The following is a 25,156-nucleotide window of genomic DNA, read 5'->3' as shown; positions in this document are numbered from 1 at the left end:
GCTCCGATCGATAGTCAGCCAGCCGCGGCGTACACCCAGAGGCGGAAGATGATGAAATTCTGAACCGGCAGGATCACCGTGACGGCAGCGGCGGACAACCAATCCGCCCAGCCCAGCGCCGGGCCGATCACGCCGGTGATCACCATCGAAACGGCGAATCCTGCAGCAATGGTGCAGGCAAAGCGCGCCATCTGTTCCGGCAGGCCCAACGGGCGGCGGAAGGTCCATGCCGTTTGCAGCACGTATTGAACCGCCACAGCAGCCGCAAAAGCGAGCCCATTGGCGGAGGCCTGCGCCAGCCCCGCTGCCAGCAGCCCAGTATAGCCCAGCACATAAAGCCCGGCGACCGCCGCGCCCACAACCGAGAACCGCAGAACCTGACCGGCATCGCTCCCGAAAACAGCCAACTTACGACGCTTCCTTTTGCCGGGGGGCTGTTTCGATGTTCACCGGATCAGCCGCCGCCGCAGCGCCGGTCTCCTCCGACAGAAAGTACATCGGCCGCTGCTTGCTCTCCATATAAAGCCTGCCGATGTATTCCCCCATGATCCCCAGCGTCAGAAGCTGGATGCCCGAGAAGAAGGAAATCGCCAGCAGCATCGACGCCCAGCCGGGCGCGGTGTTGTAGAGGATCAGAGACAGGAACACATAGACCGCCATCAGGAAGGTCACATAAAGGCTCAGGAAGGCCAGCCGCGTGGCCATTTTCAGCGGCTTGGTGGAAAACCCGGTCAGCGCATCGGTGGCAAAGCGCAGCATGGCGCGGAACGGGTATTTGGTAACGCCCGCAACCCGCGCATCGCGCACGTATTCGAGTCCGATCTGCCTGTACCCTGCCCAGGCGAACATGCCGCGGATGAACCGCGCGCGCTCGGGCATCGCCAGCACCGCCTGCAGCGCGCGGCGGCTGACCAGGCGGAAGTCGCCGGTGTCCTTGGGGATATCCACATCCGACAGCGTGTTCAGAAAACGGTAGAACAGATAGGCGGTGGCCTTCTTGAACAGGGTTTCGCCCTGCCGTTCGGCCCGGCGCCCGTAAACCACGTCATAGCCGCGGTCCATCATCATCATCATATCGGGCAGGATTTCCGGCGGGTCCTGCAGGTCGGCATCCAGCATGAAGATACGCGCGCCCCGCGCAGCCTCCAGCCCCGCGGTCAGTGCCACCTGATGGCCGCGGTTCGCCGACAGGCGGATGCCCCGCACCACAGGGTATTTGGCGTGGGCCGCCTCGATCGCCGCCCAGGTTTCGTCGCTGGAGCCGTCATCCGCCAGGATGATCTCGGCGTCCTGCGCCCATGGTTCAATGGCCTGCACCAGCCGTTCCACCAGCATGGGGACCGACTCTTCTTCATTGTAGCAGGGCACAACAACGGAAAGCTGCACTTTTTCGCCCCCAGTACTGTTTGTTAACCGCTCGTTAACCAGGACATTTGCCGATCCGGCAGGGTCAAGGCAACGGCAGCCAGCTGAGGGCCTAACATGCAATGAAATGGTTAAGGGCCTGTGTGCTTTCGGTAACGCACTATGTCAAATCCAAGGCAAATGCGGGCGAATTGCCGAAAATCCGCCCGCGCCCCGCCCCGGTTTACAAGACACCGCGTGGAATCACCTCCTGCCACTCCTTGGTCAGGACCACCTCCTTGCCGGCCCCTTCAAAGGCCGTCACCCGGCGCCAAAGATAGAAATTCTCCCGGTCGCAGGTCACCTTGTTTTCGGTATCGATCGCAACCTGCCATCCACCGCGCCCGAACTCGAAATTCCAGTCGCTGGCAAAGGCTGCAGTGGCCGGATCATCCGGATGCACTTCGTAATGCATGGAGACGTGGCTGCCGGCACACATCCCGTGGTAGGGATCCACCGCCTTGCCGTAATCGTCGAACGTATCCAGCACCAGCGCACCGTCCTCCCGTGTCCAGGTCCTGGAGGTGCCGCCGGGCTTCCGCAGCTGCTCCGCCTGCAGCACCGGGTAGTCGCGCGGCGCGCCGGGGGCCTGCGGGTCGATCTCTTCCGAAACCCGCCGCTCCGGCAGCACCAGCGCGCAATCCTCCAGATGCAGTGTCACCTCCGCCGCCTCCGGCGCGGGCCAGACAACCGGCCAGTAGGACGTCGACAGCGCCAGACGAAGCACGTGGCCCGCCCGCAGATGGTGCGCGCATTCATTAAGCTCGATCTCCGCTTCATAGCGTTGCCCCGGAACCAGCTTCCGAGGCGCCTCGAACCCGTCCCGGCAAGTCAGGTTCAGCGGCCGGAAGGTGATCCGCTGCGAGACACCTTCCGGCGACACGTCGCAAAGCCGCGCAACCAGCTGCGCCACCGGCTTATCGACGCTGAACGCCACCCTCACCCGCGGGCGGCCCAGCAGTTCCAGCGGCGCGGCCAGCGGCGCGGTATCAAAACAGGCCGAGAGCGCATCGTCGCCTGCCTGATCGCCCGCCAGCTCATTGTCAAACCGCATCCCCGGACAGAAATAGCCCGACGCCTGACCCGCCGTGGCCGGGCTGCTGACGGCCAGCGTGCCGCTCGCCGCCGCATCCGCCAGCACATCTGCCCCCAGATGCATCACCCGCTCCTGCACATTGGGCGAGGGCCATGCGGCTTCTGCCACCCAGCAGCCCTGCCGCGGTTTGTTCTGCATCGTCGGGTTGAAATGCTCCTGCATGTAGACGCGGTAATCCGGCAGGTCCCCGGCTCCGGTGTCCTCCTCCTTCAGCCACTTGCCGAACCAGGCCAGCACCTCGCCATGGAAATCCGCCGGATCCAGCTTGGCGATATGGGCATAGCGGTGCTCCCACGGGCCGATCATCGCCTTGGCTGGAACACTCAGGTTCGCGGCCAGTGCAGGCGGTGCGTTCACATAGGCATCCGCCCAGCCGGTGATCGCCAGCACCGGCGCTTGAATTGCAGACCAATCCTCGCAAACCGAGCCGTGCTTCCAGAAATCCCCCCGAGTCTGCTGCCGCAGCCAATCAGCGGCCATGAAGGGCATCTCCTCAATCCGCTTGATCCAGTCCTCGCGCCAGTCCGGCCGGTGTTCCGGGTCCGCCGGGCGCGACTGATAGGCAAACATCTGGCTGCCCCAATTGGCGTTGTCGCTCAGCAGGCAGCCGCCCATGTAGTGGATGTCATCGGCATAGCGGTCCACGGTCGAGGCCACGGAAACCACTGCTTTCAATGCCTTGGGGCGGCGGAACGCCAGCTGCAGCCCGTTAAAGCCGCCCCAGCTGATGCCGATCATGCCGATTTTGCCATCGCACCAGCTCTGCGCCGCAATCCAGGCCAGAACCGCCTCGCCATCGCTCAGCTCTTGCTCGGAGTATTCGTCGTCGAACGCCCCCTCGCTGTCACCGGTGCCGGCAATATCCACCCGGACGCAGGCATATCCTTCGGCAGCAAAAACAGGATGCGTGGTCTCATCACGCGGCGCGGTGCCGTCGCGCTTGCGGTAGGGCAAATATTCCAGAATTGCCGGAAACGGCCCCTCGCCGTCGGGCATCCACATCCGCGCCGACAGCTTGCGCCCGTCCGTCAGGGTGATCCAGGTGTTCTCAATGATACTGAATGCGCCGGGCATTTGGTCTTCCTTGTCTTATGTTCCGGGCGGTGCCCTTTGGCGGCACTCTTGCCAAACTGGCATCATATGAAAAGTGAGCACTTGTACGCAGATGTAAGCAGTTGTACGCAGTCAGACCGCCAATCCGTGAAAGCCCGCACCGATGACAGAAGATTTTTCCCGCAATTTGCGGAGGCTGTGCGCCGACACCGGCAGCATCGCCCAAGTCTGCCGCGAGATCGGCATGAACCGGCAGCAGTTCAACCGCTATCTCAACGGCCATGGCCTGCCGTCAGCCTACAATCTGCACCGCATCGCGCGCTATTTCGGGCTGGAGGAGGAGGCGTTGTTTGCCCCCCATCAGGACTTTCGCCAGCAAAGGGGCGCAGCCACCGCGGTCTCGGCACCGGCTTTGCAATTCGGCAGCCTGTTCCGCGATCAGGCCCGGCGCCTGCGCCGTTTCATGGGTTTCTACCACGGCTATTTCCGCACCCCGACCTGGCCCGGCCAGATCGTGCGCACGCTGATCTGGCTCCGCCCGCAGGACGGCTGCGCCGTCACCCACACGTTTGAGCGCGCCGTTGCCCGCGACGGCAGCATTCGCCAGCGCAGCCGCTATGCCGGCATGGCCACCCTCCGCAACAACCGGATCTGCATGTATGAAACGCCTCGCCGCGGCGGCGGCTACCTGTCGGAAACAGTGCTGATGCCCGCCCATCCGCAGCAGGTCTCCTACTTGCAGGGGCTGACCCTGGGAATTTCCGCAGGCCCCGGCCAGGCACCCTTTGCGACAAACACCGTCTGGGTGCGGATCGGCGAAAGAACGTCGGCCCGCGAGGCGCTCGCCGCAACCGGTGCTTACGCCGAAGCCAGTCCCCGCATCGACCCGAAGGTGCGGCGCCTGCTGGGAGACCAACCGCCGTTGAGCCTGAGTTCAGGCCTTCAGGACTGATCGCACCCGTTCCGCCGCGCTCCGGGCTGGGTGCTACTTCGGCAGCTTCGGCGCCGATTTTTCCAGCGCAAGTTCCGCATCCGAGAATTTCCACGGCCCCCGCACCCCCGGCACGCCTTCTGGCGCGATCTGCATCTCGCGGTGCTGGATTTGCGGATCTTCAAAGGCCTGCCCGATGGTGTTGATCGGCCCGGCGGGCACTGTTGCCGCCTCCAGCGCTGCCAGCAGATCCGACTGCGTCCACGCCGCCAGCACTTCCTCCAGAACCGCCGTCAGCACCTTGCGGTTGGCGACCCGCAGCTGGTTGGTCTGGAACCGCGCATCCGCCTTGGCCTCCGCCAGCCCCAGCACATCGCACAACCGCTGGAACTGGCCGTCATTGCCCACCGCCAGGATCACATGGCCGTCCTTCACCGCCATCACCTGATAAGGCGCGATATTCGGGTGGTCATTGCCCAGCCGCACGGGACTGTCGCCAGTCGCCAGATAGTTCATCGCCTGGTTCGCCAGCAAGGCCGTCGCGCAATCCATCAGCGACATGTCCAGATGCTGGCCGCGCCCCGTGGTATGGCGCTGCTCCACCGCTGCAAGAATGCCGATGGTCCCGTAGAGCCCGGTAACAATATCGGTGATCGCCACTCCCACCTTCTGCGGCTGGCCGTCCTGCGCGCCGGTGATCGACATCAGCCCTGACATCCCCTGCAGCAGGAAGTCATAGCCCGGCCGCTTGGCATAGGGCCCGTCCTGGCCAAAGCCCGTGACCGAGCAGTAGATCAGCCGCGGGTTGATCTGCGCCAGGCTGTCGTAATCCAGACCGTATTTCTGCAACCCGCCGACCTTGAAGTTCTCGATCAGAATGTCGGCGTCCCGGATCAGCTCGATCACCAACTGCCTGCCTTCCTCGGTGCGGAAATCGGCAGTCACACAGTCCTTGCCCCGGTTGGCGGAATAGTAATAGGCAGCGGTTTTGTCGCCCTCGCGCTCAATGAACGGAGGGCCCCACTTGCGGGTATCGTCGCCATCCGGGCTTTCCACCTTTACCACCTCAGCGCCCAGATCCGCCAGCGACTGGCCGATCCAGGGCCCTGCCAGGATACGGGCAAGTTCAATCACCTTCAGGCCGGCTAGCGGGGTCATGGACAGTCCTCTCTGTTGGCGCCTGTGTCTTCCGGTTCATGCTTAGCGGCTGCAGCACGCCCCCGCAACATTTGATCAAATAACACAGAGCCCATCTGTCAGCGGCACCGCCGCGCTGCGCAATTGAGGCGCGCTGGCAGGCTGGTTCAACCCTGACATGGTCCGGCAGGCCTCAAAGCCCGGCAAGCGCGGAAGTCCCGAGACGTTCTCCGATGCCGCTATCCAGCCATGTCTTAGACTGAAAATGCGGTCCGGTCTCCCGCTGCGCCAGACGGTCGAACGGGCCGGATGCCTGATCCGGATGGCGGGGCGCGACTGGCCGGTACCGGATTTTCCGGCGTTGGCACATCGGTGCCGCGGGGGGGGGGAGCGGTCGCACCATCAAACACTCCGCACCGCAGCCGATTGATCTCCCGGGGAAACTATGCGCATCAAGGCGGCCATGGTTTGCAAGCTGCCGCATATCCGCCCGGGCCAAAGCGTCGGGCTGCTGGGAGGGTCCTTTGACCCGCCGCACCGCGGCCATGCGGCGATTTCCCATGCGGCGCTGAAACGGTTCGGACTTGATCATCTGTTCTGGCTGGTGTCTCCGGGCAATCCGCTGAAAGCGCGTCAGCCAGCCGCATTGCAGCAGCGGATTGCAGCATCGCAAGGCGTGATCCAGCACCCGCGCGTCCACATCAGCGGCATCGAGGCGGATCTTGGCACCCGCTATACCGCCCAGACTCTGCGCCACCTGCGCCGCCGCCACCCGGGCGTGCGTTTCGTCTGGCTGATGGGGGCTGACAACCTGACCCATTTCCACCGCTGGAAAGACTGGCAGCAGATCCTGAACACGGTGCCGGTGGGGGTGCTGGCACGGCCCAACGACCGGATCTCGGCCCGGTTTTCGCCTGCCGCCCGGGTCTACCGCCACGCCCTGCTGAAAGGCAGTGAGAGCCATCTGCTGGCACGGGCCGAAAGCCCCGCCTGGTGTTTTGTCAACGTGCCGATGGTGGATGTAAGCTCGACCGAAATCCGCGCCCGCGGCGAATGGTCAGCGGCGGAGCACGGCTGAGGCCAGCCCGGCAGACAGCACCACCGCCAGCCCGGCCCAGGTCCAGCCATCGGGCAGCTGGCTGAACACCGCCCAGCCGAGACCCACGGCAGCCGCCAGCTGAAAATACACCATCGGCGCCAGCTTCACCGCCTGCACCCGGCCATAGGCAACCAGCAGCAAAAGGTTGCCGGTCATTGAAAACGCAGCACTCCCCACGGTCAGCGCAGCAGTGGCGGCTGAAAACTCCGGCAGGCTGCTAAGACCCAGGGGCAGCATCAGAATGGCTGAAAGCAGAAGCTGGGTAAGGCTCAGTTCCAGCGGGGAGCCCACATGCGCCAGCCAGCGCGAGCTGGTCAGGAAGCCGCCATAGAAACAGCCCGCCAGCACTGCCCACAGCAGATTGACGGACCCGCCGAACCCGGGCCGCACCACCATCAGCACGCCGGCAAACCCCAGTGCCATCAGCAGGCTGCGCAGCAGCGTCGCCTGCTCCCGCAGCAACAGGACGGACAGCACATAGCTCACCACCGGGCCGATGAAGAAGGCGGCAAAGACATTCGCCAGCGGTTCCGTCGCCAGCGCCAGCTGGATAGAAAAGATTCCCCCCGTCAGCAGCCCGGCCCGCAGCCACAGCCGCCAATCCCCAAGCAGCGCATAAGCCCGGCGCGGCACAAACGGCAGGATCAGCGCGGTGCCGATGGCAAACCGCGACCATGCGACAAACGCCGGTGTGGCCAGCCCGCCGCCCGTCAGCAGCTTACCGCACAGATCGCCCGCGGGGATCATTGACATGGCGACGAACATGAGGATGACTGCCTGCAACATGGCTGCCAGCGGTAGCAGGACTTTCCATGAGGCAAAAGCCCGGATCTTACGGCGAATTGCCGGGAAACTGGGGTTGAAGAAGAGCAGGTCCTGACCCTAAAAATGAACAAGATGACTTCACGCCGGACATTCCTCCTTTCCGGGCTTGCCGCTTTGGCGGGCTCTTCTGCGCTGGCCAATGCGCCGGCCGTTTCGCTGCGGCCTGTGGCCCGCAAGGTCAGCTCCCTGGCGGCCGGGGCCGACGGGCTCAAGGCGCTGCTGGAGCGGGCCAAGCTGAGCGGCCAGGCGGCCTGCGCTGTCGCCGACGTAAAGACCGGGGAGGTGCTGGAAAGCGCGGGCAGCGCCCAGGCGCTGCCGCCTGCCAGTGTGGCCAAGGCGCTGACCGCCCTCTACGCGCTGGATGTGCTGGGGCCGGACCACCGGTTTGAAACCCGCATCCTGGCGACCGGCGGCGTATCAGGCGGCGTGGTCAAGGGCGATCTGATCCTCGCGGGCGGTGGTGATCCGGTGCTCAGCACCGATCACCTGGCGCAGCTCGCCACGGCACTGAAAAACGCAGGCGTGCGCGAAGTGCGGGGTAAGTTCCTGGTTTGGGACAACAGCCTGCCAGGGGTGGCAACAATCGACCCGGAACAGCCCGATCACGTCGGCTATTCCCCTGCCGTCTCCGGCATCGCGCTGAATTTCAACCGGGTGCATTTCGAATGGAAGCCTGCGTCCAGCGGCGGCTGGGCAATCACAATGGATGCAAGGACCGCGAAATACCGCCCCGAAGTGGTCAATGCGCGGATGAAAATCACCTCGCGGGCGGGGCCGGTCTATACCTATGCCGATAAGGGAGGCGTCGATCATTGGACCGTCGCCAGCAAGGCATTAGGCAAGGGCGGATCCCGCTGGCTGCCGGTGCGCAACCCTGCGGCTTATGCCGGCGATGTGTTCCGCACCCTGGCGCGGGCCAACGGGATTAAGCTGGACAAGGCACAGCAGGCCGGATCTCTGCCGCAGGCACAGCTGCTGGCCCGGCACCACAGCCCGCCGATGGATGTGATGCTCAAGGCGATGCTGAAATACTCCAACAATCTGATGGCCGAGATGATCGGCATGTCGGCCACCGCGGCGCTCAGCGGGCGGCCTGCCTCGCTCCGGGCCTCCGCAAGCGGAATGAGCCGCTGGGCCGCTGCCGAATATGGCATGACCGGCACCAGGCTGGTGGATCATTCCGGCCTTGGCGGGGATTCGCGGATGACCCCGGCCGATCTGACCCGTGCGCTGGTCGCGGCCCACAAGGCGGGCCGCCTCAAGCCGCTGCTGAAACGCTTTCCGTTGCGGGATTCCAAAGGCGGTATCGTCAAAGGGCACCCGATCAAGGTTGCAGCCAAGACCGGCACCCTGAATTTTGTCTCCGGCCTTGGCGGTTTCATGACCGCCGCCGACGGGACCGAACTGGCCTTTGCCATTTTCTCCGCCGACCAGAAAACGCGCGGCCGCATTCCCCGTTCGCAGCGCGAACGCCCGAAGGGCGCGCGCGGCTGGAACCGGCGCGCAAAGCGGCTGCAGCAGCAGCTGATCGAGCGCTGGGGGGCCGTCTACGGCAGCTGACACCCGGCAGGCGCACAGACTGGATTGGTCTGGGCTTTTTGCCGGGTTCTGGACGTTTCCCGCAGACCGGAAAGCTGGCAGATCTGGTCAGGCAAGCCGCAGCAGGGCTTTGCTTTGGAAAGGATGCTGTCATGACCGACCTGACAAATGAGCATGGCCAGCCGATTGGCGCGCCGCTGCCCGGCTGGGCGGGTGCGCCGCATCCCGGCCATACCGGAATGAGCGGGCGCTATTGCCGGGTTGAACCGCTGAATGCCGATAGCCACAGCATGGATTTGTTCGAAGCGTACCGGCAAGACAGCTCCGGTGCGATCTGGACCTATGTGTCTTATGGCCCCTTTGAGACGCCGGCAGCCCTGGATGCCTGGGTGCAGGCGGCCAGCGGTGTTGATGCACAGCCCTATTTCGCGGTCATCAACCGGGACAGCGGCAAGGCCGAAGGCATCGCAAGCTTCCTGCGCATTCAGCCTGCTCATGGCGTGATCGAGGTCGGCGGCATCACCTTTGCCCCGGCGCTGCAACGGACGCGGGCCGCAACCGAAGCGATGTATCTGATGATGGCGCGGGTGTTCAATGACCTGGGCTACCGCCGCTATGAATGGAAATGCGACGCCCTGAACGCCCCCTCCTGCCGCGCGGCAGAACGTTTCGGCTTTACCTATGAAGGGCTGTTCCGTCAGGCCATTGTTTATAAGGGCCGCAATCGCGATACCGCGTGGTATTCGGTTCTGGATCGCGAGTGGCGGTCGCTTGAGGCGGCCTATCAATCCTGGCTGGAGCCCGCGAATTTCGGTCCGGACGGGCAGCAGAAGCAAAGCCTCGGCACCCTGATCGCAGCAGCCAGACGGTAGGGCTGATATCGCAGAACTCTATGCAACCGGTCCCGCTCGCGCTTGCCTGCTGACCTGGCCAGAGGGCCGGGAAGCCGCAAGGCCGGGGGCTTCACCCCCTTGCAGGCGGCCGGTCTTGGTTCAGACCATGTGCCGCGCCCGCGCGCCGCGCTCGATCGCAGCCGCGTGCAGCCGGTCGATGTTCAGCTCATAGCGGACCTCGGCCAGAAACTCTAACTCGGTCTCGCCCAGGATCCCGTCCGCAGCCGCCACGTCGCAGGCCAATGCATAGGCGGTCTCGAACAGCCGCTCCGGCAGGTCATCACGGATCAGGCCGAACAGCGCCTCCAGCCCGTCCTCCTGCTCGAACAGATCGAACACGGTCCGCGACACTCGCGCCACGCGGTCCATATCGTAATCGGCAAACACCGGCAGCATGTTCACGGCCGACTGGATTTTCACCAGCTCGGCGGTGCGGATGTTCTCGTCCGAGGCCGAAACCGCCACCATCAGCGCCACCAGACAGTCCTGCGGGGACATCGGGTGCGGGGTTTGCTCACTCATGGGCGAAATCCTTCTTTGCGCAATATCGACCCAATCAGGATAGGTACCCCGGCGGTGAGGTTCAACAACAGGCTGTGCCTGCGCGGTGTTTTTATCCCTTTTGCCGCAGCAAAAGGCCGATCCGGCGGGCCAGTGATTATTGACTCATGCTGCATCAGCACAATAGAGGAAAGGGCTGGATGCATGGGGCATCCGCACTGATCTTGCGGCCACTGGAAAACCGGAAATGACGCCGCCGATGGAGAACACAATGTCTGATGTGCGCGAAGAAGCTCTGAAGAGCAAAGCCTGGCCGTTTGAAGAGGCCCGCCGGGTTCTCAAACGTTATGCCAAGGGCGCGCCGGAAAAGGGCTATGTTCTTTTTGAGACCGGCTATGGCCCGTCAGGCCTGCCGCACATCGGCACCTTCGGCGAGGTGGCCCGCACCACCATGATCAAGAAGGCGTTCGAGACCATCTCGGACATCCCGACCAAACTGATCTGCTTCTCGGACGATCTGGACGGCATGCGCAAGGTGCCGGGCAATGTGCCCAATGCCGACAGCCTGCACGAGCATCTGCAAAAGCCGCTGACCTCGGTGCCGGATCCCTTTGGCACCCATGAAAGCTTTGGCCACCACAACAACGCCATGCTGCGCCGCTTCCTCGACACCTTCGGCTTCGAGTATGAGTTCTACTCGGCCAAAGAGTTCTATGAATCCGGCCAGTTCGACGAGGTGCTGAAACGCGCCGTCGACAAGTATGACGACGTGATGGCGATCATGCTGAAGTCCCTGCGCGAGGAGCGCCGCCAGACCTATTCGATCTTCCTGCCGATCCATCCGGAGACCGGCCGCGTCCTCTATGTGCCGATGAAGAAAGTCTGCGCCGAGACCTACACCGTGACCTTTGACGATGAGGACGGCAAGGAATGGACCCTGCCGGTGACCGGCGGCAATGTGAAACTGCAGTGGAAGCCGGATTTCGGCGCCCGCTGGGCGGCGCTGGAAGTCGATTTTGAGATGTACGGCAAGGACCATTCCACCAACACGCCGATCTATGACGGCATCTGCCGGGTGCTGGGCCACCGCGCGCCCGAGCATTTCACCTATGAGCTGTTCCTGGATGCCAATGGCCAGAAGATCTCAAAAACCTCCGGCAACGGCATTTCGATCGTCGAATGGCTGACCTATGCCTCGACCGAGAGCCTGGCCTATTTCATGTACCAAAAGCCGAAAACCGCCAAGCGGATGCATTTTGACGTGATCCCCAAGGCGGTGGATGAATACCACCAGCAGCTGCGCGCCTATCACACCCAGGACCTGAAGGCGCAGCTGAACAACCCGGTCTGGCACATCCACGGCGGTGACGTGCCGCAGTCGGATATGGTGGTGCCGTTCTCGATGCTGCTGAACCTCGCCAGCGCCTCCAGCGCCGAGGACAAGGCGACCATGTGGGGTTTCATCAACAAATACGCCCCCGATGCCACCCCCGAGAGCAACCCGGCGATGGATCAGGCGGCGGGCTTTGCCGTGGCCTATTTCAACGATTTCGTGAAACCGGCAAAAGTGTTCCGCCTGCCCACAGATCAGGAACGCGCGGCACTTACCGATTTGGCCGATGCGCTGAAATCACCGGAAGCCGCGCTGGCCGCGATTGCCAGGAAGAACGAGCTGGCCGGCAATGACGACCCCCTGCCCGAGGCCGATTTCGCGGACGAGGAATTCCTCCAGTCCGTGGTCTTTGCCATCGGTAAGATCCACGGGTTCGAACCGCTGCGCGCCTGGTTCTCGGCCATTTACGAAGTGTTGCTGGGTGCCTCCCAAGGGCCCCGTTTCGGCGGCTTCATCGCACTTTACGGCGTCGAGGGCACCATCGCTCTGATCGAAAAGGCACTGGCGGGCGAGCTGGCATAAGCTTTCCCGGCTTTCTCTACATAAAGGGCGCGGATTTCCGCGCCCTTTTCTGTTCCAGTATCTGTTCTGCCTAAAGACAAGCCCCCCGCAGGCGGGCGCTGCCCGGCCTGTCCGTGTCAGCCTTTTCCTCCCCCCAGTATTTTTTTGACGTGGCGTCACTTTGCTCTAACTGGAGTCGGGCGAACCGGGAGGGGCAGATGCGCAGTGTTCTGTTTGCGGGGGTAAGTGTTTTTCTTCTGGCCTTCCCGGCCAGCGCGCAGAAGGAACCGGTCACCGGAGTGATCAGTTCCCAACTCGCGGCTTTCCTGAACGACGATTTCAATGCGGCCTTTGCGCATGCCTCCCCAGCAATCCGCCGGATCTTTGGCACCCCCGAACGGTTTGGCGAAATGGTGCGGCAAGGCTACCCGATGGTCTGGCGGCCTGCCGATGTGCGCTATCTGCAGCTGCGCGAAGTGGCGGGCAGCCTTTGGCAGCGGGTGATGATCACCGACACAAAGGGCCGCGTGCACCTCTTGGATTACCAAATGGTTAAGCCGAAAAGTGACTGGAAAATCAATGCCGTACAACTTCTGGACGGCCAGTCTGAGGGCGCCTGAGCCCAGGCCTGCGCACGCACCGCTGGGCGAAAATTAACGCGGCATCTGTAAATCCTTTTCCCCGAACGCGACATGCGCAGCAGGAAAAGGAACTCTCATGAACAAGGCAATTACCGAAGGTTTGCAGCTGATGCCGCCGGCATTTTCGAATGGTCTGAACGTCTGGTCCAGCGGCGACGGCACCCCCGGCTCAGACACCTATGACGGCGCGGCCAATGCCGTCTTTGTGGCGGCGGATGCGGATTTCGGCGGCTGCCTGGAGCTGCAGAAGACCGCCAACACGCAAAAACTGCGCTTCATGGGGCAGACACCGCTGGAACCAGGCTGCTATTTGCAGATCAAGGCACGGGTGAAGGCGGTCAGCGGCGCGCTGCCCTCGGTGCGTATCGCCGGCTGGGCGGCAGCGGGCAACGGCAGCCATATCGGCGGCGTCGATGAAACCGCTCCGCAGGTTGCGCTGACAACATACGGTGCGGTGGCGGAGGTCACCGGCATCGTCGGCAGCGGCAGCCGCGGCGGGGTGGACATGCCCTGGGGCCGCGACGCGGATTACGGTCATTTCGGGCTGGACCTGACCGGCGCCAACGGCGGTGTGGTGCGGATTGATGATATCGAGATCACCGACATCACCAGCGCCTTTCTGCGCGATATGCTCAGCCTCGTGGATGTGACCGACTATGGTGCTGTGGGCGATGGCAGCACCGACTGCACCGCAGCGTTTGAGGCTGCCGACGCAGCCGCGGACGGGCGCCGCATCCTGGTGCCCGCCGGGGAATTCCGCTTGGACAGCACCGTTTCGCTGAACCATGAGGCCGTGTTCGAAGGCACCGTCTCGATGCCGGACAGCCAGATGCTGTTGCTGACAAAGAACTTTGATTTTCCCGCATATGCGGCGGCATTCGGCACTGAAGAGCTGGGGTTCAAAAAGGCGTTTCAGGCGCTGATCAACAACGCAGATCATGAATCCCTCGACCTGAAGGGCCGCAAGATCACGGTCACCGGGCCGATCGACATGCAGGCGGCGGCCCCGAACAAAAGCTCCTATGCCACCCGCCGGGTGATCCGCAACGGCCAATTGGAGGCCGCCAGCAATGCGGCCTGGGACACAGAGGTGGTGACCTCGCAAGCAACCTACAGCGTTTCGGACTCCAAAAAGCTGACCAATGTGGCCAATATCGCCAATATTGCTGTTGGCTCTTTGGTTGACGGCGCCGGAGTGGGCCGCGAAATCTATGTGAAGTCCAAGAACACCGGCGCCGGAGAGCTGACTCTCAGCGCAGCACTTTATGATGCCGACGGCACCCAGAACTTCACTTTCAGGAACTTCAAATACCTGGTGGATTTCAGCGGTTTCAGCGCGCTCAGCAAATTTGGCATGGAAGGCATCGAGTTTCAGTGCAATGGCCGCTGCAGCGCAGTGCGGCTGGCGCCGGCCGGGTCGGTGAACGCGTTTGACAGCTGTTTCTTCTCCCGGCCCAAGGACCGCGGCATCACCTCCACCGGAACCGGCTGCCAGGGGATTCTGGTGGACAATTGCCAGTTCCTGTCGAATGAGGACGGCGAGGATGTGCCAGACCGGGTCAGCATCGGTTTGAATGTCAACGCGAATGACGCCAAACTGCGCAGCAACCGGGCCACCAGGTTCCGCCATTTCGCGCTGCTGGCGGGCGGCAGCAACACGGTGACCGGCAATCACTTCTTTCAGGGCGACAGTATCGCCAATGGCGTGCGCACCGCGGGGCTGGTACTGGCGTCCAACAATTGCACCTCGACCGTGTCCGACAACTACATCGACAATTGCTTCATCGAATGGACCAACGAGAGGGATCCGACGCCGGATTTCACCGGCGGTTTCTCCTTCAGCGCGCTGTCGGTAACCGCCAATGTGTTCCTGTCCGGCGATGTTGCCCCCTGGTTCAGCTACATCGTGGTCAAACCTTATGGCAGCGGCCATTTCCTGAACGGTCTTTCCGTCACCGGCAATAAATTCCGCTCGCTCAATGGCAATATCGACCGGGCGGAACGGGTGGATACCAGTTTCTCGGATCTGGACTTCAGCCGCTCCAAGAATGTGGATTTCAGCGGCAACATGTACCACAACGTCTCGGTCCAAACCGCCAACCCGCTGCGGATCCGGCATGATCAGTCTTCGGCCTCAACCTCCTGGCCGGTTCGGGCCGAAGGGCTGCTGCCGTTTCAAGGGTTTGCCCGCTATGTCGACAGCGTGGTGCCGCTGGGCGCGCTGAAGAGCAGCGGCAACAGCACCCGCTACATCGTGCCGTATACCGAAACGCAGCAAGGGCCGGACAACGACGAAATCCGGCTGCGCTGGGGCGAAGCGGTCAAGGGCGAGGTTCAGGTCATCATGCGGATGGACAGCTAGCCAGTGCTGCCGGGCGGCTGCAGATCGGCGGCGGCAAGGCGGAAGGCCTTGCCAAAGCCGCCATTCAGATGCGCGCCCGTCACAGCAAACCGCACAAAGGTGAAATCGGCCAGTTGCAGATACAGCTTGGCCTTCGGCTGGCGGCTGAGGTAATGCGCGGCCAGCACCTCATGCTCCGGATCCTGACGGCTGAGAAAACCTGCCCGGCACATCAGGCTGAGGCGCGGATGCGAAAGCGGATCGCCTTTGTCCCCCGGCTCGCCGACCAGCAGCGCGCAGGCCGGCCGCTGACGCAGCGCAGCCGTGTGCAGCGCCAGGCCGGAAATCAGGCTGACAGGATCCCCCTGCGGGTCCAGTCCAAAAGCCACCCGTGTCACCAGCGGGCTGCCATCGTCCAGCAGCACGCCAAGGGCGGCAAAACGGGCGCTTGCCATCAGGCTTCGGGCCAAGCCGCGGGCGTCGTCATCTGCGGGGCGGACCGGATCGGGCATCTGCATCTCTGGTATCAGTTAAGGGCTTCAAAATCTTTGCCACACCCCCAGCTCCAGACCAAGGCTGCGCCGGCCTGTGTTGCGGTATTCCAGTCCCAGGATCAGCTCCCGGCTGCTGTCCAGCGGAAGGCGAAGGGTCGGGGTCAGCGCATAGGAAAACCGGCCGCCCACCGGCTTGGACGTTTCGACCTGCAGCATAGGCGCCATCTTACCAGCGCGGTTCAGACCGATGGCGGCGTCCAGTTTCCAGGTCGTCTCCAGACCGCGGTTACGCAGCTCGTAGGCGGCATCGACCGCCAGCCAGCCGGTGTTCTGGCCGGTCTCGAAACTGCGCCCGTAAGACAGGGTTGTCTTTTGCATCAGCTGCCAAACCCCTTGGTAATGATTGCCGCCGAACCCTGCCTCTGCCGCCAGCCGGTAGCGGGATCCTGTGTGCAGCGGCAGGCGGGCGAAGATCAAGGCGTGGCCGGAGCCGGCCGAATTCCGGTTCAAGTCAATGCCGAGGGAGACATCGGAGGTAAGGCCGATCGCCCCGTAAAAGCTCAGTTCTTGCGCGGCCTCACCGCCGGTTTGCCGGTAGGTGGCGCTGGCAGAGGCAAACCCCCTGCCCGGCTGCTCCAGCCAAGCGCCGCCAGCCGCCGGTTGGGCCAGCGCCAGGGCAAGACAGACGGCACAGACAGGTTTCATCCCAGAACCCTCAGAACAGTTCGGCAAGGGTCTCGATTTATTGTTAAGGTTGTATTAAATTTTAATAGAGCACGTATTGATTGCCGACCGAAAAAAGGTCGTGCGCTTTATGCGCGAACGGGCGTAGGCTGGGGGAAGTCAACGGAGGGGCCAATGCCGAAAATAGCAAAAACCGCTGATATCCAAACCGTTATCACCACATTTGAGATGTCGCCCGGGACCTGCCAGGACCTGCTGGAGGCGTTGCAGGACGCCTATGCGGACTTCATCTCGAAACAACCCGGCTTTGTTGCGGCCGGCCTGCATGTGAATGATGCGCAGACCCGTATCGCCAATTACTCGCAATGGCGCCGCCGCGAGGATTTCATGGCAATGCTGCGCAGTCCTGAAATGCGCGAGCGCAACCGCAAGATCAATGAACTGTGCCGCAGTTTCGAGCCGGTGATGTACGACGTGGCGGAGGTGTTCGGCACCTAGCGCCTTCCAATTCCACCCGGAACGGCACCTGCCTTGACCCCGGTCATGGCAGGCTGCCACCATCAGGGCTATTGTTGACAGGAACATCAACCGATGGAGGTTTGCTATGTACCATAATGTCCTGGTGCCGATTTCATTTGATCCGGAACGGGATGTGACCGGGCCGCTGAAAGTGGCGCGGCTGCTGTCCGCTCCCGGAGCCCAGATAACCTTGCTGCATGTGATCGAACAGGTTCCGGCCTATGCGATCTCTTATATCCCGGCAGATTTCATGGAAGGCACCCGCAGCGCGCTGCAGGCCGAGCTGGACGGGCTGGCAAAGACGCTGCCCAATGCCCAAGGCATACTGATCGAAGGGCATTCAGGGCGCACCATTCTGGACTGGGCCGAACAGAACCAGCCGGATCTGATCGTCCTCGCCTCGCACCGCCCGTCGATGCAGGACCTGCTTTGGGGGTCCACCTCAGGCCATGTCGTGCGCCACGCCGCTTGCGCGGTGCATGTGGTGCGCTGACGCCGCCCCGGTCAGGCCGGGACCGCCGCCTTAAGCAACGTCCAGGCCAGCCGGATCGCCGCCCCGGGCAGCATGGCTGAACGCAGCAGCACCTTGTTGGAATTCACCGCTTCGGCGATACGGGCATAATGCACCTGCTTGGCCGCCGGGGAGCGCAGCAGGATGGTTTCGGCCTGTTTCATCGCCCGTTCGGTCTGCCGTTGAATCTGCGGTACCGCGGCGGGTTTCACCGCGCGGTAGAAGTTCAGCCCCTTGCGCTTGGGTTTCTGGGCCGGGTCCAGGTTTTTCTGCACGCCCCGGGTCAGCGTGTCCTGCACCAGTTCCAGCGCCTGGGTTGCCTCGGCATAGGAATGATTGCCATCCAGCTGCTGCACCGCCAGCTTGTAGGTGTGCCGGAAGCAGTCAAACCTGTAGACCTTGGGCAGGGTGCCGCAGCGGTCAAAACCGCGGGTCAGAGTGGTGACAACGGTCTTTGTCGCCCGCGAGCTCAGCCCGCTGCGCTGACCGCCGCCGCTGCTAACACCGCTGTCCCGGTTGCCGCCGCCACCGCCGCCTTCGCCGCCAAAGGCAGGGGTACTGGCGAGGATCAGGGCCAGGAATCCGGCCTGGATGGTTTTGCTGCTCATGTGCGCCTCCATGGTTTGCAGGCAGCTTACCATGGGTCAGGTCCTTGGGAATGGGCGGAATTCTGCAAATTACCCGAATTTGCGGCGCTGGTGCCTTGCGAAGGCCAGCGGCGCTGCCCACGTGAGTCGCTGAAGTTGTGCAAGGAGACGCAAATGCAGTGCCCGATTGACGGAACCCAGCTGGTAATGAGCGACCGCGCCGGTGTGGAGATTGATTATTGCCCGAAATGCCGCGGCGTGTGGCTGGACCGGGGCGAGCTGGACAAGATCATCGAACGCTCCGCCCAGCCGGTCCGGGCTGCACCGCAGCAGCAGCCGCAGCGGTATGACGACCGGGGCGGCGATTATGATCCGCGCTACGGCAAAAAGCCCTATAAGAAGAAAAAGAACTTTCTGGAAGATCTGTTCGATTTCTGACCCGCATTTGCCGCCGCCCCGGTGACGCGGGGGCGGCAGGCCATTGGCACATGGGCGCTAATGCATGATGCAGAAGGATCCGTGTTTTGCATCCTTCATCAAAGTGTCGAAATCATTGCCCTTCATTTCCACCAATGTCTTGTGGTCGCCGGCCTCGAACCAGACCTTGTCCAGGCCGGTCAAGCGGTCGTCGATCACCGTCGGCACATGATAGGCTTGGCCGACGCAGGGGGCAGCACCGGGGTCGCAATCGTCAAAGACCTGGTTCAGCTCATACTCCGGCGCCAGGCCGAGGCGGCGGTCCATCATGGATTGCAGCGCGTGCAGATCAACGGTCTGATTGGAGGGCAGCACGGCAAGCACCGGGCCTTCCTCCATGTGGATGAGCACTGATTTTGCCAGATGGTCGCCCGGCACATGGGCGCTTTCGGCGCATTCGGCGGACGTGGCGGTGTAGGGATGGCGGACCGTGCCGAATGGCAGGCCTTGTGCCTCCAGATGATGTTTCAGGCGTGAGGCGATCATCAAAGGGTCCTCCTGTGATAGGAGAGGCCCCCGGGCCGCTGCAGCGCAGGTCTGGGACGCCGCTGATGTGTTTAAGGTCACTGAAAGGGCGGCGTCGTCAGGTCTGGGCGCAGCAAGCGGCAAGCCGGGGCGCCCCAAGTTTCCGGTGCAAGCCAGTGTGCGGCAGGACAGGTGAGTCGGGCAAGAGCAACCGTTCCCGTCCCGGTCCGGACGCCGGTTCCTGCCCTCCGCATCCCTCATTGCCCCGCCGCCGCCCATCCGTTATCACACCAGCCAGCTAGAATTCCCCCATCATGGAGCAGTCACATGGCCGCCTATCAGTACGTCTACCACATGCAGGGTGTCTCCAAGACCTACCCCGGTGGCAAGAAGTGTTTTGAAAACATCCACCTGTCCTTCCTGCCCGGCGTGAAAATCGGTGTGGTCGGCGTCAACGGCGCCGGTAAATCCACCCTGATGAAAATCATGGCCGGCCTCGATACCGATTTCACCGGCGAAGCCTGGGCCGCCGAGGGCGCCAAGGTCGGCTACCTGCCGCAGGAGCCGAAGCTGGACGAGAGCCTGACCGTGCGGGAAAACGTGATGCTGGGCGTCAAGGCCAAGAAGGACATCCTGGACCGTTACAACGAACTGGCGATGAACTACTCGGACGAGACCGCCGAGGAGATGGCCGAGCTGCAGGACAAGATCGACGCCGAGAACCTGTGGGATCTGGACAGCCAGATCGACGTCTCGATGGAGGCGCTGCGCTGCCCGCCGGACGATGCCGAGATCGCCAACCTGTCGGGCGGTGAACGCCGCCGCGTGGCGCTGTGCAAGCTGCTGCTGGAAGCGCCGGAAATGCTGCTGCTTGACGAACCGACCAACCACCTCGATGCCGAGACCATCGCCTGGCTGCAGCAGCACCTGATCGACTACAAGGGCACCATCCTCTGCGTCACCCACGACCGCTATTTCCTGGACGATATCACCAGCTGGATCCTGGAGCTGGACCGCGGCCGCGGCATTCCCTACGAGGGCAACTACTCCGCCTGGCTGGAGCAGAAGGCCAAACGGCTGCAGCAGGAAGCGCGCGAAGATAAATCCAAGCAGAAAACGCTGGAGCGCGAGCTGGAATGGATGCGCCAGGGCGCCAAGGCGCGCCAGGCCAAATCCAAGGCCCGGATCAACGCCTATAACGATCTGGCCGGCCAGTCCGAGCGCGAGAAGCTGACCCGCGCCCAGATCGTCATCCCCAACGGCCCGCGTCTGGGGTCCAAGGTGATCGACGTCGAGGGCATCTCGAAACACTACGGCGACAAGCAGCTGGTCGAGGGGCTGTCGTTTGACCTGCCGCCCGGCGGCATTGTCGGTGTGATCGGCCCCAACGGCGCCGGTAAATCCACCCTGTTCCGCATGCTGACCGGCCAGGAGCAGCCCGACGCCGGCACCGTCACCTATGGCGACACCGTCAAGCTGTCCTATGTGGATCAGTCGCGCGATGACCTGAATGATGGCGACACCGTGTGGGAAGCGATCTCCGGCGGTGCCGAGATCATTGAACTGGGCGATGCGCAGGTCAATTCCCGCGCCTATTGCTCCTCGTTCAACTTCAAGGGCGGTGACCAGCAGAAGAAACTGTCGCTGCTGTCGGGCGGTGAGCGCAACCGGGTCCACATGGCGCGGCTGCTGAAAGAGGGCGGCAACGTGCTGCTGCTTGACGAACCGACCAACGACCTGGACGTGGAAACCCTGCGGGCGCTGGAAGATGCGCTGGTGGATTTCGCCGGCTGCGCGGTGGTGATCTCGCACGACCGTTTCTTCCTCGACCGGATCTGCACCCATATTCTGGCGTTCGAGGGCGACGCCCATGTGGAGTGGTTCGAGGGCAACTTCGAGGATTACGAAGAGGACAAGAAGCGCCGTCTGGGACCGGACGCGCTGGAGCCCAAGCGGTTGAAGCACAAGAAATTTGTGCGGTGAATCTGCACAACAATTGAACTTTGGCCGAGGGTTTTCTAAGCTTTCGGCCAAAGAATATTCTGAAAATTTAATCATAGAGTTTCAATATGAATTTTTTTTGCGCAACTGTTTTCGCGGTCTCTCTGGCACTAGCCAATTCTGTTTCAGCCGGACCAGCGACTGATGAGCTCGCGGACTGCCTTACAAAACAGACAAATGGGCAAGAACGCATTGACTTGGCGATATGGGTGGTTCTTGCCTATTCGCAGCACCCGGATGTAGCGGACGTCATTAGCACAAACGGCAATCCTCAGGACTCCGCTGACAGGGAGCTCGCGGAACTGTTTTCTGAGTTGCTCTTGGAACGATGCCCGGAAGAAGCAAAGGCCGCAATTAAATCGGATGGCAATCTTGCTATGGAAGCTGCTTTCCAAGTTCTAGGTCAGGTTGCTGGTCAGGAATTGGCAAACAATCCTCAAGTCAATTCTGCAATGACTGGCTTCACCCGGTATCTGGACCATAAACGATTGAACACCTTTTTTAACTAAAACGGCCCCCTCGCCTGACCTTGGGAGGGCGCGTATGCGCCTTCGTCATGCTGAAAGCATGCCTCTGGCATGACGGGAAGGTCAGGCGCGGGCCGTACCGCTGCGCATCTCGCCCCAAGGGGAGTTCCTGCCAGCGTTGATCTTTGTTTTGAGCTGTTGGTTGCGAAGGGCTCCGCCCGTTCCCACCTCAAGCACCGCTTATTCTTCTTTGCGAAAATACTCCCGCTGGAGGCATCCAGCCTTTGGTTTGATCCCTCCAGGAGCAATTCCATCTCCCCATTTCGCTTTTTCCCAAACCTGCGCTATCATCCGGCGGGCGCGTCGGCGCCCACTGTTAGGTAAAGCGTTGGAAAGGATCCCGCATGGCTTTGAAACCGGAAGAGGTGAAGGCGCAGGTCGAAGCAACAAAGGGCAAGAAGGCCAAGCGCAAGAAACTCAAGACCGCACCCGAAGGCACCACCGAGAAGAAACTGCCCGGCGATCTGCGCAAAGGGCTGGAGGCGCATTTCGGCGGCAATCTGGGCAAAGTGCGGGTGCATGTCGGCGGCAATGCCAAGGACGTCTGCAAGGAACTGAAAGCCAAGGCCTTTACCGTCGGCAACAATATCTATCTGATGAAGCCCGCATTGGCCAAGGATACCGGCCTGCTGGCGCATGAGCTGACCCATGTGCTGCAACAGGGCAAGGGCAAGATGCCAAAGGCCAAAGACGGCGTGGCGCTGACCTCAAAGTAATCCCGCCCCCTCCCTTCGCGCAGCGCCGCTCAGCCAATTGACACTTTTTGAACCTTTTTTAATCAAAATTGCCCGCAAGATAGTCTTGAGAGACACGGGGGCGGTCAGGCTAGATTGCTCCCGGAGGAGGAGTTGCCATGGTTTGGGCTGGACTGTTCGCAGGTATGATCACCGGGATGTGCGCCACGGCGTATGGGTTTTTCGCGGCCGCACTGCCGCTGTGGATGAGCCTGATGCTGTATCCGGCAGCCGGTCTGGGCGCGACCGGTCTGGTCATCGCAGCACTTTCCCTGCGTAGCTGGATGCAGTCGCAGCCGGTCTTCGGGCAAGCCTACGGCAACCGCGCCTAACCGCGCAGCCAGCTGACGATCTGGCCTTGCCGCATCGCGCCGGCCTGGCGCTTTTTCTCCTTGCCGCGCTCAAAGACGACCAGGGTCGGGATGCCGCGGATACGGTAGCGCGCGGCGGCGGACTGATGATCCTGGGTATTCAGCTTGACCAGCCGCGCCTTGCCGCCAAGCGCCTTGGCGGCCTTGGCGAATTCCGGTGCCATCGTCCGGCAGGGCCCGCACCAGGGCGCCCAGAAATCAACCACCAGCGGCAGATCGTCATTTTGCGCCGCTTTCTGCAATGCGGCCGGATTCACGTCCACCGGCTTGCCCGGCATCAGTGCCGCGCCGCAGCTGCCGCAATTGGGGCCTTTGCCCAGCTTGTCCTCGGGCACCCGGTTCAGCTGTGCACAGGCCAGGCAGGTCAGGGTCTTGGCGCCCATGATGGCTCCTCCGCTTCAATCCTGCCCAGATATAAACGACGGCCGCCAAGCCGCAAGAGACGCAGCCGGAGCTTCACAAACCAGTAATCCGCATTCGTAGGCGGCAGGCCGCTGCTTCACCTGCAAGGGCATGCAAGGCGCGATGCGCCGAACCCTTGGCCGGGGCTGTTGGCCGGGAAGTTCCGGTAGTTTGGCTGGATTGCCATCTTCCGGCTGCTGCCACGCTTGCAACACTTGCCCGCCCGTCTGCGGAATCCCGTTGACCCAGCGTATTCCGCGCCGGAAGATGGCAAGGAGACACAACAGACATCCGGAGATTCACCCATGATTTCACGCCGGAAAATTCTGAGCACTGGCACCGCAGCGGCCGCGGCAGCCCTGGTTCCGCTACCCGCGCTGGCCCGCAAGAAAGATCCAGCCCCTTTTGATCCCGCCCCGCAGGAGGTCCGGATCCGCAAGGATTTTGCCCCGGGGCAGATTCTGGTGCTGCCGCGCTCCTATTACCTTTATTTTGTCACCGACAAGCGCAAGGCGATGCGCTATGGCGTGGGTGTCGGCAAGGCCGGTCTGGAATTCACCGGCAAAGCGGTGATCGAACGCAAGAAGGTCTGGCCCACCTGGCGCCCGACCGACGAGATGATCGAACGCGATCCGCGGGCCTATGCCAAATTCGTCGACAACGACTACATTCAGCCGGGCGGTCCGGAAAATCCGCTGGGCGCACGGGCGCTGTATCTGTTTCAGAACGGCATCGATACCTATTTCCGCATCCACGGCACCAACCAGCCGCAGACCATCGGCCACTCGGTCTCCAACGGCTGCATCCGGATGATGAATGAACATGTCATGGACCTGTATCAGCGGGTTCCGCTCGGCACGGTCGTGACAGTTCTTTAGGCACCGTCCCGCCGGAATCAGCCCGAAAACCACGCGTTACTCCGTATTTTTCTTGCACCAGGGGTGATTCCTACTCAAATCTGTCATCGCAGCGTAACGCGAGTATCATCATTGTTGCCTTACCGGCGCGGTCATGACCCTCGGCAGACCGTTGCCGTACTGCCGCATGAAGCGGGCAGAGAATTGAGACGACTTAGGAGAATACGACGATGGCGACTGGCACCGTCAAATGGTTCAACACCACCAAAGGCTACGGCTTTATTGCACCCGATGATGGCGGCAAGGACATTTTTGTCCATATTTCCGCAGTTGAGCGATCCGGGCTGACCGGCCTGGCCGACAATCAGAAAGTGACTTACGAACTGCAGGCCGGCCGCGACGGCCGCGAGTCCGCGGTTGATATCGCACTGGCCTCCTGATCCGATCCTCTGATCACGCTTGACAGCTTTCAAACAGCCCTGCCCGACAGGGCTGTTTTCACTGACGTATTGCCTTGACCAGCTGCAAGGCCGCAGGCCCCAGCGCCGCGACGTTCAGTGCCACGCCGGCGGGATTGGGGTGGATGCCGTCGTCCTGCATATAGACTTGCGCCGCAGCCGGATCCCCGCCGGCCTTGGCAGCAACGCCTGCAAAGGCATCCGGGTGCAGCACCGCCCCGAATTCGGCAGCCAAACCGGGGTAGATCGCGTCAAAGGCGGTTTTGTACTCAGGCCCGTAATTGCCCGGCGCCTTCATGCCAATCAGCAGGGTTTCAATTCCCAAGGTTCCGGCTTCCTGCAGGATGAGGGCCAGATTCGCCCGCGCCTCCTCTGGCGCCAAGCCGCGCAACAGGTCGTTGCCGCCCAAAAGCACGATCAAACCGTCGGGATTGTCTGACAGCGTCCACTCGGCGCGCTCCGCCCCGCCGGCGGTGGTATCGCCGGACACACCGGCGTTCTGCAGCCGCACTTCGGCGCCATTCCCGTTCAGCCAGCGCTCCAGCTGCGGCACCAGGCCCTGGTCCTGCGGCAGCCCGTAACCCTGCACCAGACTGTCACCCAATACAGTGATCCGCAGCGGTTCAGCCCAGGCGGCGCTTGAAAAAAGCAGCAAGCTCAACAGCGCCAGTATCTTGTGCATCGCTGCAAACACTCCATATCCGATAGGTGGACC

At 62.4% G+C, this 25,156-nt stretch carries 28 protein-coding genes and 1 pseudogene; 17 read left to right on the top strand and 12 right to left on the bottom strand.

The genetic code is table 11. The features are described from left to right. Window positions 1–14: 14 nt before the first annotated feature. The 3 genes from METH_RS01890 to METH_RS01880 all read right to left on the bottom strand — a co-directional run bounded on the left by METH_RS01890 (window position 15) and on the right by METH_RS01880 (window position 3,574). Window positions 15–407 carry a GtrA family protein gene (locus METH_RS01890; RefSeq protein WP_024088705.1) on the bottom strand — a complete coding sequence of 131 codons (393 nt, stop codon included), beginning with the start codon at window positions 405–407 and terminating at the stop codon, window positions 15–17. A 1-nt stretch (window position 408) separates the two neighbouring features. After that, window positions 409–1,386, bottom strand: a complete 978-nt coding sequence (locus METH_RS01885; protein WP_024088704.1) for a glycosyltransferase family 2 protein — start codon at window positions 1,384–1,386, stop codon at window positions 409–411. Window positions 1,387–1,588: 202 nt separating this feature from the next. Continuing rightward, a complete protein-coding gene (locus tag METH_RS01880) occupies window positions 1,589–3,574 on the bottom strand; it encodes a CocE/NonD family hydrolase (protein ID WP_024088703.1) in 1,986 nt (661 codons plus the stop codon). 142 nt (window positions 3,575–3,716) lie between these two features. Between METH_RS01880 and METH_RS01875 the strand changes: the two genes are divergently transcribed. After that, window positions 3,717–4,505: a helix-turn-helix transcriptional regulator gene (locus tag METH_RS01875; protein WP_024088702.1), complete on the top strand. Its 789-nt coding sequence runs from the start codon at window positions 3,717–3,719 to the stop codon at window positions 4,503–4,505. A 33-nt stretch (window positions 4,506–4,538) separates the two neighbouring features. Here METH_RS01875 and METH_RS01870 read toward each other — a convergent pair whose 3' ends face one another. Further along, the gene (locus tag METH_RS01870) at window positions 4,539–5,642 is read right to left on the bottom strand and encodes a CaiB/BaiF CoA transferase family protein (protein ID WP_024088701.1); all 1,104 of its coding nucleotides are present in this window, start codon (window positions 5,640–5,642) and stop codon (window positions 4,539–4,541) included. 127 nt (window positions 5,643–5,769) lie between these two features. Here METH_RS01870 and METH_RS22915 point away from each other — a divergent pair. Both METH_RS22915 and METH_RS01865 read left to right on the top strand, forming a co-directional pair. After that, window positions 5,770–5,994: pseudogene (locus METH_RS22915) on the top strand (transposase); the annotation flags it as partial. Window positions 5,995–6,066: 72 nt separating this feature from the next. Beyond that, window positions 6,067–6,699, top strand: a complete 633-nt coding sequence (locus tag METH_RS01865) for a nicotinate-nucleotide adenylyltransferase (protein ID WP_084013749.1) — start codon at window positions 6,067–6,069, stop codon at window positions 6,697–6,699. Here the strand turns inward: METH_RS01865 and METH_RS01860 are convergent. After that, window positions 6,679–7,506 (bottom strand): DMT family transporter, encoded by an 828-nt coding sequence (locus METH_RS01860; protein ID WP_024088699.1) that lies wholly within the window; start codon window positions 7,504–7,506, stop codon window positions 6,679–6,681. The genes METH_RS01865 and METH_RS01860 overlap by 21 nt on opposite strands. A 111-nt stretch (window positions 7,507–7,617) precedes the next feature. Here METH_RS01860 and dacB point away from each other — a divergent pair, with 111 nt between their 5' ends. Both dacB and METH_RS01850 read left to right on the top strand, forming a co-directional pair. Then, window positions 7,618–9,105, top strand: coding sequence for a D-alanyl-D-alanine carboxypeptidase/D-alanyl-D-alanine endopeptidase (gene dacB / locus METH_RS01855; RefSeq protein ID WP_024088698.1), 1,488 nt, complete (start codon window positions 7,618–7,620; stop codon window positions 9,103–9,105). Window positions 9,106–9,236: 131 nt separating this feature from the next. Further along, entirely contained in the window at window positions 9,237–9,956 is a 720-nt protein-coding gene (locus METH_RS01850; protein ID WP_024088697.1) for a GNAT family N-acetyltransferase, read from the top strand. Window positions 9,957–10,076: 120 nt separating this feature from the next. Here the strand turns inward: METH_RS01850 and METH_RS01845 are convergent, their stop codons facing one another. Then, on the bottom strand, window positions 10,077–10,499 hold the full coding sequence (locus tag METH_RS01845) for a tellurite resistance TerB family protein (RefSeq protein WP_024088696.1): 423 nt from the start codon (window positions 10,497–10,499) through the stop codon (window positions 10,077–10,079). 250 nt (window positions 10,500–10,749) lie between these two features. Here METH_RS01845 and METH_RS01840 point away from each other — a divergent pair, with 250 nt between their 5' ends. The 3 genes from METH_RS01840 (at window position 10,750) to METH_RS01830 (ending at window position 15,375) form a co-directional block, all read left to right on the top strand. Then, entirely contained in the window at window positions 10,750–12,393 is a 1,644-nt protein-coding gene (locus tag METH_RS01840; RefSeq protein WP_024088695.1) for a lysine--tRNA ligase, read from the top strand. 197 nt (window positions 12,394–12,590) lie between these two features. Further along, on the top strand, window positions 12,591–12,992 hold the full coding sequence (locus METH_RS01835) for a DUF4864 domain-containing protein (RefSeq protein WP_024088694.1): 402 nt from the start codon (window positions 12,591–12,593) through the stop codon (window positions 12,990–12,992). Between the two features lie 97 nt (window positions 12,993–13,089). Further along, complete coding sequence (locus METH_RS01830; protein ID WP_024088693.1) at window positions 13,090–15,375, top strand: glycosyl hydrolase family 28-related protein; 2,286 nt, start codon at window positions 13,090–13,092, stop codon at window positions 15,373–15,375. Here the strand turns inward: METH_RS01830 and METH_RS01825 are convergent. Both METH_RS01825 and METH_RS01820 read right to left on the bottom strand, forming a co-directional pair. Further along, window positions 15,372–15,866: a HugZ family pyridoxamine 5'-phosphate oxidase gene (locus tag METH_RS01825; protein ID WP_024088692.1), complete on the bottom strand. Its 495-nt coding sequence runs from the start codon at window positions 15,864–15,866 to the stop codon at window positions 15,372–15,374. The two genes, METH_RS01830 and METH_RS01825, sit on opposite strands and share 4 nt — an antisense overlap. A gap of 27 nt (window positions 15,867–15,893) precedes the next feature. After that, window positions 15,894–16,553, bottom strand: a complete 660-nt coding sequence (locus METH_RS01820) for a hypothetical protein (protein ID WP_052348650.1) — start codon at window positions 16,551–16,553, stop codon at window positions 15,894–15,896. Window positions 16,554–16,706: 153 nt separating this feature from the next. On the opposite strand from METH_RS01820, the gene METH_RS01815 reads away from it, so the two are divergent. Together METH_RS01815 and METH_RS01810 are read left to right on the top strand one after the other, a co-directional pair. Beyond that, window positions 16,707–17,030, top strand: coding sequence for an antibiotic biosynthesis monooxygenase family protein (locus METH_RS01815; protein ID WP_024088690.1), 324 nt, complete (start codon window positions 16,707–16,709; stop codon window positions 17,028–17,030). A 106-nt stretch (window positions 17,031–17,136) separates the two neighbouring features. Further along, window positions 17,137–17,544, top strand: a complete 408-nt coding sequence (locus METH_RS01810) for a universal stress protein (protein ID WP_024088689.1) — start codon at window positions 17,137–17,139, stop codon at window positions 17,542–17,544. A gap of 11 nt (window positions 17,545–17,555) precedes the next feature. On the opposite strand, the gene METH_RS01805 is transcribed toward METH_RS01810, so the two are convergent. Next, window positions 17,556–18,170: a hypothetical protein gene (locus METH_RS01805; protein WP_044008522.1), complete on the bottom strand. Its 615-nt coding sequence runs from the start codon at window positions 18,168–18,170 to the stop codon at window positions 17,556–17,558. 153 nt (window positions 18,171–18,323) lie between these two features. Between METH_RS01805 and METH_RS01800 the strand changes: the two genes are divergently transcribed. After that, entirely contained in the window at window positions 18,324–18,587 is a 264-nt protein-coding gene (locus METH_RS01800) for a TFIIB-type zinc ribbon-containing protein (RefSeq protein ID WP_024088687.1), read from the top strand. Between the two features lie 57 nt (window positions 18,588–18,644). Here METH_RS01800 and METH_RS01795 read toward each other — a convergent pair whose 3' ends face one another. Next, window positions 18,645–19,112, bottom strand: coding sequence for an aminoacyl-tRNA deacylase (locus METH_RS01795; RefSeq protein ID WP_044008302.1), 468 nt, complete (start codon window positions 19,110–19,112; stop codon window positions 18,645–18,647). A gap of 306 nt (window positions 19,113–19,418) precedes the next feature. On the opposite strand from METH_RS01795, the gene ettA reads away from it, so the two are divergent. The 4 genes from ettA to METH_RS01775 all read left to right on the top strand — a co-directional run bounded on the left by ettA (window position 19,419) and on the right by METH_RS01775 (window position 22,685). Further along, window positions 19,419–21,074: an energy-dependent translational throttle protein EttA gene (gene ettA / locus METH_RS01790; protein ID WP_024088685.1), complete on the top strand. Its 1,656-nt coding sequence runs from the start codon at window positions 19,419–19,421 to the stop codon at window positions 21,072–21,074. Between the two features lie 215 nt (window positions 21,075–21,289). After that, the gene (locus tag METH_RS01785; RefSeq protein ID WP_156927429.1) at window positions 21,290–21,601 is read left to right on the top strand and encodes a hypothetical protein; all 312 of its coding nucleotides are present in this window, start codon (window positions 21,290–21,292) and stop codon (window positions 21,599–21,601) included. A gap of 362 nt (window positions 21,602–21,963) precedes the next feature. After that, the gene (locus METH_RS01780) at window positions 21,964–22,335 is read left to right on the top strand and encodes an eCIS core domain-containing protein (protein ID WP_024088683.1); all 372 of its coding nucleotides are present in this window, start codon (window positions 21,964–21,966) and stop codon (window positions 22,333–22,335) included. A 137-nt stretch (window positions 22,336–22,472) separates the two neighbouring features. Then, on the top strand, window positions 22,473–22,685 hold the full coding sequence (locus tag METH_RS01775; RefSeq protein WP_024088682.1) for a hypothetical protein: 213 nt from the start codon (window positions 22,473–22,475) through the stop codon (window positions 22,683–22,685). Here METH_RS01775 and trxC read toward each other — a convergent pair. Continuing rightward, window positions 22,682–23,107, bottom strand: a complete 426-nt coding sequence (gene trxC, locus METH_RS01770; protein ID WP_024088681.1) for a thioredoxin TrxC — start codon at window positions 23,105–23,107, stop codon at window positions 22,682–22,684. The two genes, METH_RS01775 and trxC, sit on opposite strands and share 4 nt — an antisense overlap. A gap of 324 nt (window positions 23,108–23,431) precedes the next feature. Between trxC and METH_RS01765 the strand changes: the two genes are divergently transcribed. Together METH_RS01765 and METH_RS01760 are read left to right on the top strand one after the other, a co-directional pair. Next, window positions 23,432–24,004, top strand: coding sequence for a L,D-transpeptidase (locus METH_RS01765; RefSeq protein WP_024088680.1), 573 nt, complete (start codon window positions 23,432–23,434; stop codon window positions 24,002–24,004). A gap of 209 nt (window positions 24,005–24,213) precedes the next feature. Next, window positions 24,214–24,423 (top strand): cold-shock protein, encoded by a 210-nt coding sequence (locus METH_RS01760; protein WP_024088679.1) that lies wholly within the window; start codon window positions 24,214–24,216, stop codon window positions 24,421–24,423. A gap of 58 nt (window positions 24,424–24,481) precedes the next feature. Here the strand turns inward: METH_RS01760 and METH_RS01755 are convergent, their stop codons facing one another. Further along, a complete protein-coding gene (locus METH_RS01755; RefSeq protein ID WP_024088678.1) occupies window positions 24,482–25,123 on the bottom strand; it encodes an arylesterase in 642 nt (213 codons plus the stop codon). Window positions 25,124–25,156: the final 33 nt, after the last annotated feature.

The organism is Leisingera methylohalidivorans DSM 14336 (assembly GCF_000511355.1).
GTDB classification, from domain to species: Bacteria; Pseudomonadota; Alphaproteobacteria; order Rhodobacterales; family Rhodobacteraceae; genus Leisingera; species Leisingera methylohalidivorans.
This window is presented reverse-complemented; position numbering and strand designations above follow the sequence as displayed.

Bases quoted from the DNA above. Each gene is read 5' to 3' on its own strand.
- METH_RS01880 (WP_024088703.1), bottom strand. From the start codon at position 3,574: ATGCCCGGCGCATTCAGTATCATTGAGAACACCTGGATCACCCTGACG.
- METH_RS01875 (WP_024088702.1), top strand. From the start codon at position 3,717: ATGACAGAAGATTTTTCCCGCAATTTGCGGAGGCTGTGCGCCGACACC.
- METH_RS01870 (WP_024088701.1), bottom strand. From the start codon at position 5,642: ATGACCCCGCTAGCCGGCCTGAAGGTGATTGAACTTGCCCGTATCCTG.
- METH_RS01865 (WP_084013749.1), top strand. From the start codon at position 6,067: ATGCGCATCAAGGCGGCCATGGTTTGCAAGCTGCCGCATATCCGCCCG.
- METH_RS01860 (WP_024088699.1), bottom strand. From the start codon at position 7,506: ATGTTGCAGGCAGTCATCCTCATGTTCGTCGCCATGTCAATGATCCCC.
- dacB (WP_024088698.1), top strand. From the start codon at position 7,618: ATGACTTCACGCCGGACATTCCTCCTTTCCGGGCTTGCCGCTTTGGCG.
- METH_RS01850 (WP_024088697.1), top strand. From the start codon at position 9,237: ATGACCGACCTGACAAATGAGCATGGCCAGCCGATTGGCGCGCCGCTG.
- METH_RS01845 (WP_024088696.1), bottom strand. From the start codon at position 10,499: ATGAGTGAGCAAACCCCGCACCCGATGTCCCCGCAGGACTGTCTGGTG.
- METH_RS01840 (WP_024088695.1), top strand. From the start codon at position 10,750: ATGTCTGATGTGCGCGAAGAAGCTCTGAAGAGCAAAGCCTGGCCGTTT.
- METH_RS01835 (WP_024088694.1), top strand. From the start codon at position 12,591: ATGCGCAGTGTTCTGTTTGCGGGGGTAAGTGTTTTTCTTCTGGCCTTC.
- METH_RS01830 (WP_024088693.1), top strand. From the start codon at position 13,090: ATGAACAAGGCAATTACCGAAGGTTTGCAGCTGATGCCGCCGGCATTT.
- METH_RS01825 (WP_024088692.1), bottom strand. From the start codon at position 15,866: ATGCCCGATCCGGTCCGCCCCGCAGATGACGACGCCCGCGGCTTGGCC.
- METH_RS01820 (WP_052348650.1), bottom strand. From the start codon at position 16,553: ATGAAACCTGTCTGTGCCGTCTGTCTTGCCCTGGCGCTGGCCCAACCG.
- METH_RS01815 (WP_024088690.1), top strand. From the start codon at position 16,707: ATGCCGAAAATAGCAAAAACCGCTGATATCCAAACCGTTATCACCACA.
- METH_RS01810 (WP_024088689.1), top strand. From the start codon at position 17,137: ATGTACCATAATGTCCTGGTGCCGATTTCATTTGATCCGGAACGGGAT.
- METH_RS01805 (WP_044008522.1), bottom strand. From the start codon at position 18,170: ATGAGCAGCAAAACCATCCAGGCCGGATTCCTGGCCCTGATCCTCGCC.
- METH_RS01800 (WP_024088687.1), top strand. From the start codon at position 18,324: ATGCAGTGCCCGATTGACGGAACCCAGCTGGTAATGAGCGACCGCGCC.
- METH_RS01795 (WP_044008302.1), bottom strand. From the start codon at position 19,112: ATGATCGCCTCACGCCTGAAACATCATCTGGAGGCACAAGGCCTGCCA.
- ettA (WP_024088685.1), top strand. From the start codon at position 19,419: ATGGCCGCCTATCAGTACGTCTACCACATGCAGGGTGTCTCCAAGACC.
- METH_RS01780 (WP_024088683.1), top strand. From the start codon at position 21,964: ATGGCTTTGAAACCGGAAGAGGTGAAGGCGCAGGTCGAAGCAACAAAG.
- METH_RS01775 (WP_024088682.1), top strand. From the start codon at position 22,473: ATGGTTTGGGCTGGACTGTTCGCAGGTATGATCACCGGGATGTGCGCC.
- trxC (WP_024088681.1), bottom strand. From the start codon at position 23,107: ATGGGCGCCAAGACCCTGACCTGCCTGGCCTGTGCACAGCTGAACCGG.
- METH_RS01765 (WP_024088680.1), top strand. From the start codon at position 23,432: ATGATTTCACGCCGGAAAATTCTGAGCACTGGCACCGCAGCGGCCGCG.
- METH_RS01760 (WP_024088679.1), top strand. From the start codon at position 24,214: ATGGCGACTGGCACCGTCAAATGGTTCAACACCACCAAAGGCTACGGC.
- METH_RS01755 (WP_024088678.1), bottom strand. From the start codon at position 25,123: ATGCACAAGATACTGGCGCTGTTGAGCTTGCTGCTTTTTTCAAGCGCC.